We start from the raw sequence: 7,311 nt of genomic DNA on the forward strand, positions 1-7,311 counted from the left end.
TTGCACGCTGGCGAGTAAGCCACCACTGAGCCCTGGGCAATCCGGAAGTTCCGGCTTGCCCAGGGTGATTCGGGGCAGAGAACAAGGCCCGTCAGCGGTGCAGCCTCTTGCGGGCCCAGAGGAAGCCGATCAGCCCGCCTACAGTGGCCATGTATGCGGTCAGCGGTCCGTCTTTCAGCAGGAGGCCAGGCAGAGAGATCACGGCCACGATGAGCAGCCATCCGCATCCGGCCACGACGAGATCCGCCGAATCAGGGCGGCGTTGCTCGTTCTGCACCCGTTTCCCCGTTCAGTCAGAGTGCGCCTGGCCTATATCCCCGCGCACCCACGATAGCCGCTTGGGGGGCGTTCTATGCGCAGTGGATCGTGGCCGTATTGGACCAGACATTGTGGTCCCCCCAGTAGCCGTTGCCGTTGCGCAGGGTCGCGTTACCGATGTCCTCACGGTAGATCCACCCGCTGGAGGTGAGCCGTGAGCACTCGTAGTGCAGGAGGAGCGAGAAGGTCTGGCCCTGCGCGTTCGTGTACCCCCGGACATCCTTGGTCCTCCAGATGCTGAGCCCCTGGTACTGGCGCAGCGAGGCTTCGAAGTTGGCTTTGCCACTCTGGTTGCACAGCATCTGCGCATCAGCCTGGATGCTTGTCCAACCCCCGTGTAGGTAAGGCGCCTTGCTGTGGATCAGCTGGCAGTGAGGCTTGGCTGCTCGGGTGAGGCCTCGAACCGGGGAGTGGGACGCCGGGATATTCCGCTCGTCAACCGTGGTAGCCCAGCGCACCAAGTCCTCGGTGCCGTAGGTGTGCTGCGCCGAGACGGCCGGGGCTTCCCACAGGGTCAGCTGGCCGTCCTGGGACAGAGTGCTGACCCTCACGCCGTCGTTGCCCGTAGCGGTGAACAGCTGACTGCCACTGGGCAGCGTGGTCGTCCGCGTCGTGTCGCCATCGGATGAGAGCACCGACGATGGCACGTCTCCGTGGACGGTCAGGCGGGTGATGTTGAGCGGGCGCACGACGTTCTCGTCCCCGAGACTGAACGTGAGCGACTGGCCGACCTTCTCGTAGTCCGCGACTGCGGGCGCCTGCATGAGGCCGAGCCCGGTCGTCTTGGTCAAAAGGTCCGTGAGTTCCTGCACACTGGCGCCCTGGGCTGGCGACACCTCGCCGACAGGCGCCATGGACTGCGGGTCCGCGCCGCCTTCCTCGGTGTACTGGGCTGCACTGACGATGTGCGGTGCCGATTCCGCGGGCGCGGTCGGTGAGCCGTCGGCCGCAGACGCGCTGGCAATGGTGCCGGCCATCATCGTGGCAGCGAGCAAGGCTGTGGCGCCCGTCCGCGTGAGACGGCGGACAGTTGTCCTCTTCAAGTTGTTTTCCCCTCCGTAGTCCGGCCGCCCGTCATTCAGCGCTGGTCAGGCGCGACGTCGGCCGATCGGGGGCCACGCTAACCGATCAGCGCACTGGTGTTCGAGGGCATTTTCCGCCTACAGCGGGCCTTAAAGACGGGCTGGCGCGGGGCGCAGGAACCCTCGGTTCGGGCGTTCCATCGGTCGCGGCCATCGGCGGGGCCCAGCGCTCGCCTCGTCGCTCGCCGTCCTTTGGGGCGTGGCCGACCATGTCGGTGTGCGCATATGTCGCACGGCTCATCGCGCAGACCGCGTGAGGGCCAGGCGTCCAGCGCTACTACAGCTCTGCCCACGTCCTTCGGGTTGCCAGGGCTATCGTGTGCCGCCGACGGGAAGGGCGTGGGCGCTCGCCTTGCCGACTGAGACGGGCGACCAAGAGGGCGGCACCCCGCATGGGGTGCCGCCCCTTTCGTTTTGCCTGGTCAAGTCACCAGAGGCCGTGGCGGGATTCGAACCCACGTAACTCGCTTTGCAGGCGAGCCCCTGAACCACTCGGGCACACGGCCGTGTTCGTGAGAAGAACGTATGGGGGAGCCGGGCGGGGTTCAAGGGTGGACGGGGGGTTGCAACAGGGCTGCCATACGCCGTTCATGAAGGCGGCCGGGCCGGCCCTGGATGTGCTGCGGATCCGGCGGCGACCGAGCCCGGGCACGCACCACAGGGGCGCCCCGAAGTGGGGGTGGGCGTACGTCCAAGGGCTGAGGGGAGGTCGGTCTCCTGACAGGCGTCAAACTCGGTGTCGGGCCTTACGCTGGCGGCCATGAGTGCCGTCGAATCCCGTGTCGCCGCTGTCGTGGGCCAGGCCGTCGCACCGGACGGCGGCGTGCTGAGCCGGTCCTATCGTTCGCTCAGTGTCGGCATCGTGTCCGTCGTGCTGCTGATCGCCTTCGAGGCGACCGCCGTCGGCACCGCGATGCCCGTCGCCGCGCGGGAACTGGACGGCGTGGCGCTGTACGCCTTCGCCTTCTCCGGGTACTTCACGACCAGCCTCTTCGGGATGGTCCTCGCCGGGCAGTGGTCCGACCGGCGCGGCCCCCTCGGCGCGCTGACCGCGGGGATCGGCGCCTTCGCCGCCGGTCTCGTCGTCGCCGGGACCGCGCAGGCGATGTGGGTGTTCATCCTCGGACGGGCCGTGCAGGGACTCGGCGGCGGGCTGGTCATCGTCGCCCTGTACGTCGTCGTCGGCCGCGCCTACCCGGAACGGCTGCGGCCCGCGATCATGGCGGCCTTCGCGGCCGGCTGGGTCGTACCCTCCATCGTCGGCCCCCTCGCCGCCGGCGCCGTCACCGAGCACCTCGGCTGGCGCTGGGTCTTCCTCGGCATCCCCGTCCTCGTCGTGTTCCCGCTCGCCCTCGCCCTGCCGCAGATACGGCGGCGGGCGGCCGGGCCGGTCGACGCGGACGCGGGCGCGGCCTCCTTCGACCGCCGCCGCATCCGGCTCGCGCTCGGCATCTCGCTCGGCGCCGGGCTCCTCCAGTACGCCGCCCAGGACCTGCGGCCGCTCTCCCTGCTTCCCGGTCTGGCCGGAGCCGCCCTGCTCGTGCCCGCCGTCCTCGGGCTCCTCCCGCGCGGAACCTACCGCGCGGCCCGGGGACTGCCCTCGGTCGTGCTGCTGCGCGGGCTGTCCGCCGGTTCCTTCATCGCCGCCGAGTCCTTCGTCCCGCTGATGCTGGTCACCCAGCGCGGGCTCTCTCCGACGCTCGCGGGGTTCTCGCTCGCGGCCGGCGGCGGTACCTGGGCGCTGGGCTCCTGGGTGCAGTCCCGGCCGCGCGTGGCGCCGTACCGGGAGCGGCTGATGACCGCCGGGATGGTGCTGGTCGCCGCCGCGATCGTGACCGCGCCCAGCGTGCTGGTGCACTCCGTGCCCGTCTGGACGGTCGCCGTCGCCTGGGGCTTCGGCTGCCTGGGCATGGGACTGGTGATCTCCTCCACCAGCGTGCTCCTGCTGCGGCTGTCCGCCCCGGAGGAGGCCGGTGCCAACTCGGCCGCGCTGCAGATCTCCGACGCCCTCTCCAACGTCGTCCTCCTGTCGGGGACCGGAGCGGCCTTCGCGGCCCTGGGCGGCGGCAGCGCGGCGGCCGGCCCGGCCACCACGGCCGCCGGTGGCCACCCCGCCGCCTTCGCGGCCGTGTTCCTGCCGATGGCGGTGGTGGCCCTGGCCGGAGCCTGGGTGACCCGGCGGGTACGGGAGCGGTGAGCCGGAGCCTGGGTGACCCGGCGGATCCGGGAGCGGATACGGGTACGGGTGCGGTGAGCCGGCGTCGTCGGTGTGGGAGCGGATACCGGTCCGGGAGGGGTGAGCCCGCGCTGTCAGTCCGGGAGCGGATACGGACCGGGAGCCGTGGGTGCGGGAGCGGATACGGCGCCGGAGCGGTGAGTGCGGGAGCGCGTACGGATACGAATACGGATCCGGGAGCGGTGCCGGAGCGGTGAGCCCTTGTCGTGCGCGTGGGGCGGGTGCGGGAGTTGTGACGTGGGTCCCACCCGAGGGGGACCCGGCGTTGTCCGGGCGTTGACGGGTGGGCGGCGCCGGTAGGGTGGCCCGGTTGTCGTACGCAGCCGAACCGCCCGCCCGTCACCGACCCCTTGCCACGGAGACCGTGACTACCACCGCCGCTTCCTCCGCATCCACCCACCACCTCTCGCCCGCCTTCCCCGGCCGGGCCCCGTGGGGCACCGCCAGCAAGCTGCGTGCCTGGCAGCAGGGGGCGATGGAGAGGTACGTCCAGGAGCAGCCGCGCGACTTCCTCGCCGTCGCCACGCCCGGCGCCGGCAAGACGACCTTCGCGCTGACCCTCGCCTCCTGGCTGCTGCACCACCACGTCGTGCAGCAGGTGACCGTGGTCGCGCCGACCGAGCACCTGAAGAAGCAGTGGGCGGAGGCGGCCGCACGGATAGGGATCAAGCTCGATCCCGAGTACAGCGCGGGACCGCTCGGCAAGGAGTACGACGGCGTCGCGGTCACCTACGCCGGTGTCGGCGTACGCCCGATGCTTCACCGCAACCGGGTGGAGCAGCGCAAGACCCTCGTGATCCTCGACGAGATCCACCACGCCGGTGACTCCAAGTCCTGGGGCGAGGCGTGCCTGGAGGCGTTCGAGCCGGCCACGCGGCGGCTGGCGCTGACCGGTACGCCGTTCCGGTCGGACACCAACCCCATCCCCTTCGTGACGTACGAGGAGGGGGCGGACGGGATCCGGCGCTCCTCCGCCGACTACACCTACGGGTACGGCAACGCGCTCGCCGACCACGTCGTGCGGCCGGTCATCTTCCTCTCCTACAGCGGCAACATGCGCTGGCGCACCAAGGCCGGCGACGAGATCGCCGCCCGGCTCGGCGAGCCGATGACCAAGGACGCGGTCAGCCAGGCCTGGCGTACGGCGCTCGACCCGCGCGGCGAATGGATGCCGAGCGTGCTGCGCGCCGCCGACCAGCGGCTGACCGAGGTCAGGAAGGCCATCCCGGACGCCGGTGCCCTCGTCATCGCCTCCGACCAGGAATCCGCCCGCGCCTACGCCAAGCTGATCCGTGAGATCACCGGCACGAAGGCGACCCTCGTGCTGTCCGACGACGCCGGCGCCTCGAAGCGGATCGACGACTTCAGCGCGAGCGAGGACCGGTGGATGGTCGCCGTGCGGATGGTGTCCGAGGGCGTCGACGTGCCCCGGCTCGCGGTGGGTGTCTACGCCACGACCATCTCCACCCCGCTGTTCTTCGCCCAGGCCGTCGGGCGTTTCGTGCGGTCCCGGCGGCGCGGTGAGACCGCCTCGGTGTTCCTGCCGACCGTGCCCGATCTGCTGACCTTCGCCAACGAGATGGAGAAGGAGCGGGACCACGCCCTCGACAAGCCGAAGAAGGAGGGCGAGGAGGACCCGTACGCCGAATCCGAGAAGGAGATGGAGGAGGCGAACAAGGAGCAGGACGAGGACACCGGCGAGCAGGAGCAGTTCGCCTTCGAGGCGCTGGAGTCCGAGGCCGTCTTCGACCGGGTGCTCTACGACGGTGCCGAGTTCGGTATGCAGGCCCACCCCGGCAGCGAGGAGGAGCAGGACTACCTGGGCATTCCGGGGCTGCTGGAGCCCGACCAGGTGCAGATGCTGCTGCAGAAGCGGCAGGCCCGGCAGATCGCGCACAGCCGGAAGAAGCCCGACAGCGAGGCGGACCTGCTGGAGCTGCCGGCCGAGCGGCGGCCGATCGTCTCGCACAAGGAGATGATGGAGCTGCGCAAGCAGCTCAACACCCTGGTCGGCGCGTACGTCCACCAGAGCGGCAAGCCGCACGGGGTCATCCACACCGAGCTGCGGCGGGTGTGCGGGGGGCCGCCGAGTGCGGAGGCCACGGCGGGGCAGCTGCGGCAGCGGATCGACAAGGTGCGGGAGTGGGCCACGCGGATGCGGTGACGCTCCGCTGGGGTGCCGTGTCTTGTTTTCCCACCCGCCCACCCGACTCGGTCGGCCGAAGACCGACCGCCACGGGGCTCCGCCCCGAACCCCGGATCACGGCTCCAGCCCACAGGGGCTTCGCCCCGGTCCCCGGATCACGGCTCCGGCCCACAGGGGCTTCGCCCCGGTCCCCGGACCACGGCTCCGGCCCACAGGGGCTTCGCCCCGGTCCCCGGACCACGGCTCCGGCCCGCCGGCCTCCGTGCCGGATCCCGGATCACCGCTCCTGCCCACTAGGGCTCCGCGCCGGACCCCGGATCACCGCTCCCGCCCGCGGGGCTCCGTGCCGGACCCAGGCCGCCCGGTCCGGGCCCGGCGTCCGCAGCGCCTGGCGACTTGGGTCCAGCCTCGACTCCGGGCGGCTTCGGCCCGTGGACCGGCCGGGATCGGGCGCCCGCCCGGGGTTCGGCTCTCGGTCCGGGCCCGGCCGGCTTCCGGCTGGTCGTGCGGCCACCATGTGCGTATCAGGACGAATCCAGGCAGGCCGGATCTCCCCTTGCCCGGATTCTGGACGAAGGCTTCCGCTCAGCGAACCGGCTTCGCTACTGTCCCGCTACGCACACGCCCCGTGGCAGCGCCGCCGCGGAGCGCAGCCGTGAAGCGACTCGGCCCGGAAGCTGCCGGGCCGTCCTGCCGATCGGCGGCCTCTGAAGCGCGTCGCCGACGGGACTCGGTGACGCATCCGCCGTTCAGAGGGCGCCGACCTCACCACCAAAGGAGTGGGCGTCGTGACCGCGGAGACCTCTCAGACGCTCGACCGGGGACTGCGCGTCCTCAAGCTGCTCGCCGACACGGACCACGGGCTGACCGTCACGGAGTTGTCCACCAAACTGGGCGTGAACCGCACCGTGGTGTACCGGTTGCTCGCCACGCTCGAGCAGCACGCCCTGGTACGGCGTGATCTGGGCGGCCGAGCCCGGGTCGGGCTCGGCGTGCTGCGGCTCGGCCGCCAGGTGCATCCGCTGGTCCGGGAGGCCGCGTTGCCCGCGCTGCGGTCGCTGGCCGAGGACATCGGGGCGACCGCGCATCTGACGCTGGTGGACGGTACCGAGGCACTGGCGGTCGCCGTCGTCGAGCCGACCTGGACGGACTACCACGTGGCCTACCGGGCTGGCTTCCGGCACCCCCTGGACCGGGGGGCGGCGGGCCGGGCGATACTCGCCGCACGGCAGTCGCCGTCCGCCGATCCCGGATACACGCTCACGCACGGCGAGTTGGAGGCCGGAGCGAGCGGGGCCGCGGCGCCGCTGGTCGGCGTCACGGGGGTCGAGGGCAGCGTGGGCGTGGTGATGCTGACCGACGCCGTACCGGAGCGGGTAGGGCCGCGGGTGGTGGAGGCGGCGCGTGAGGTCGCGGAGGCACTGCGCTGACGGTGAGGGCAGCGTGGGCGTGGTGATGCTGACCGACGCCGTACCGGAGCGGGTAGGGCCGCGGGTGGTGGAGGCGGCGCGTGAGGTCGCGGAGGCACT

The 7,311-nt window shown here is 71.5% G+C and carries 5 protein-coding genes and 1 tRNA gene; 3 read left to right on the forward strand and 3 right to left on the reverse strand.

What is annotated here, in order from left to right; all coding sequences use genetic code 11:
* Window positions 1-91: 91 nt before the first annotated feature.
* From ABVB68_RS19840 to ABVB68_RS19850, 3 genes are all read right to left on the reverse strand, one after another.
* Window positions 92-277, reverse strand: coding sequence for a hypothetical protein (locus ABVB68_RS19840; RefSeq protein ID WP_353602398.1), 186 nt, complete (start codon window positions 275-277; stop codon window positions 92-94).
* A 73-nt stretch (window positions 278-350) separates the two neighbouring features.
* The gene (locus ABVB68_RS19845; RefSeq protein ID WP_353602399.1) at window positions 351-1,298 is read right to left on the reverse strand and encodes a hypothetical protein; all 948 of its coding nucleotides are present in this window, start codon (window positions 1,296-1,298) and stop codon (window positions 351-353) included.
* 536 nt (window positions 1,299-1,834) lie between these two features.
* Window positions 1,835-1,906, reverse strand: a tRNA-Cys gene (locus ABVB68_RS19850).
* Between the two features lie 254 nt (window positions 1,907-2,160).
* Here ABVB68_RS19850 and ABVB68_RS19855 point away from each other — a divergent pair.
* The 3 genes from ABVB68_RS19855 (at window position 2,161) to ABVB68_RS19865 (ending at window position 7,212) form a co-directional block, all read left to right on the forward strand.
* Window positions 2,161-3,597, forward strand: coding sequence for an MFS transporter (locus ABVB68_RS19855; RefSeq protein ID WP_353602400.1), 1,437 nt, complete (start codon window positions 2,161-2,163; stop codon window positions 3,595-3,597).
* Window positions 3,598-4,000: 403 nt separating this feature from the next.
* On the forward strand, window positions 4,001-5,800 hold the full coding sequence (locus ABVB68_RS19860) for a DEAD/DEAH box helicase (RefSeq protein ID WP_353602401.1): 1,800 nt from the start codon (window positions 4,001-4,003) through the stop codon (window positions 5,798-5,800).
* 770 nt (window positions 5,801-6,570) lie between these two features.
* Entirely contained in the window at window positions 6,571-7,212 is a 642-nt protein-coding gene (locus ABVB68_RS19865; RefSeq protein ID WP_353602402.1) for an IclR family transcriptional regulator, read from the forward strand.
* The last annotated feature ends 99 nt before the right edge of the window (window positions 7,213-7,311 follow it).

The sequence above is a fragment of the Streptomyces sp. NPDC096012 genome (assembly GCF_040426375.1).
Classification (GTDB): Bacteria; Actinomycetota; Actinomycetes; order Streptomycetales; family Streptomycetaceae; genus Streptomyces.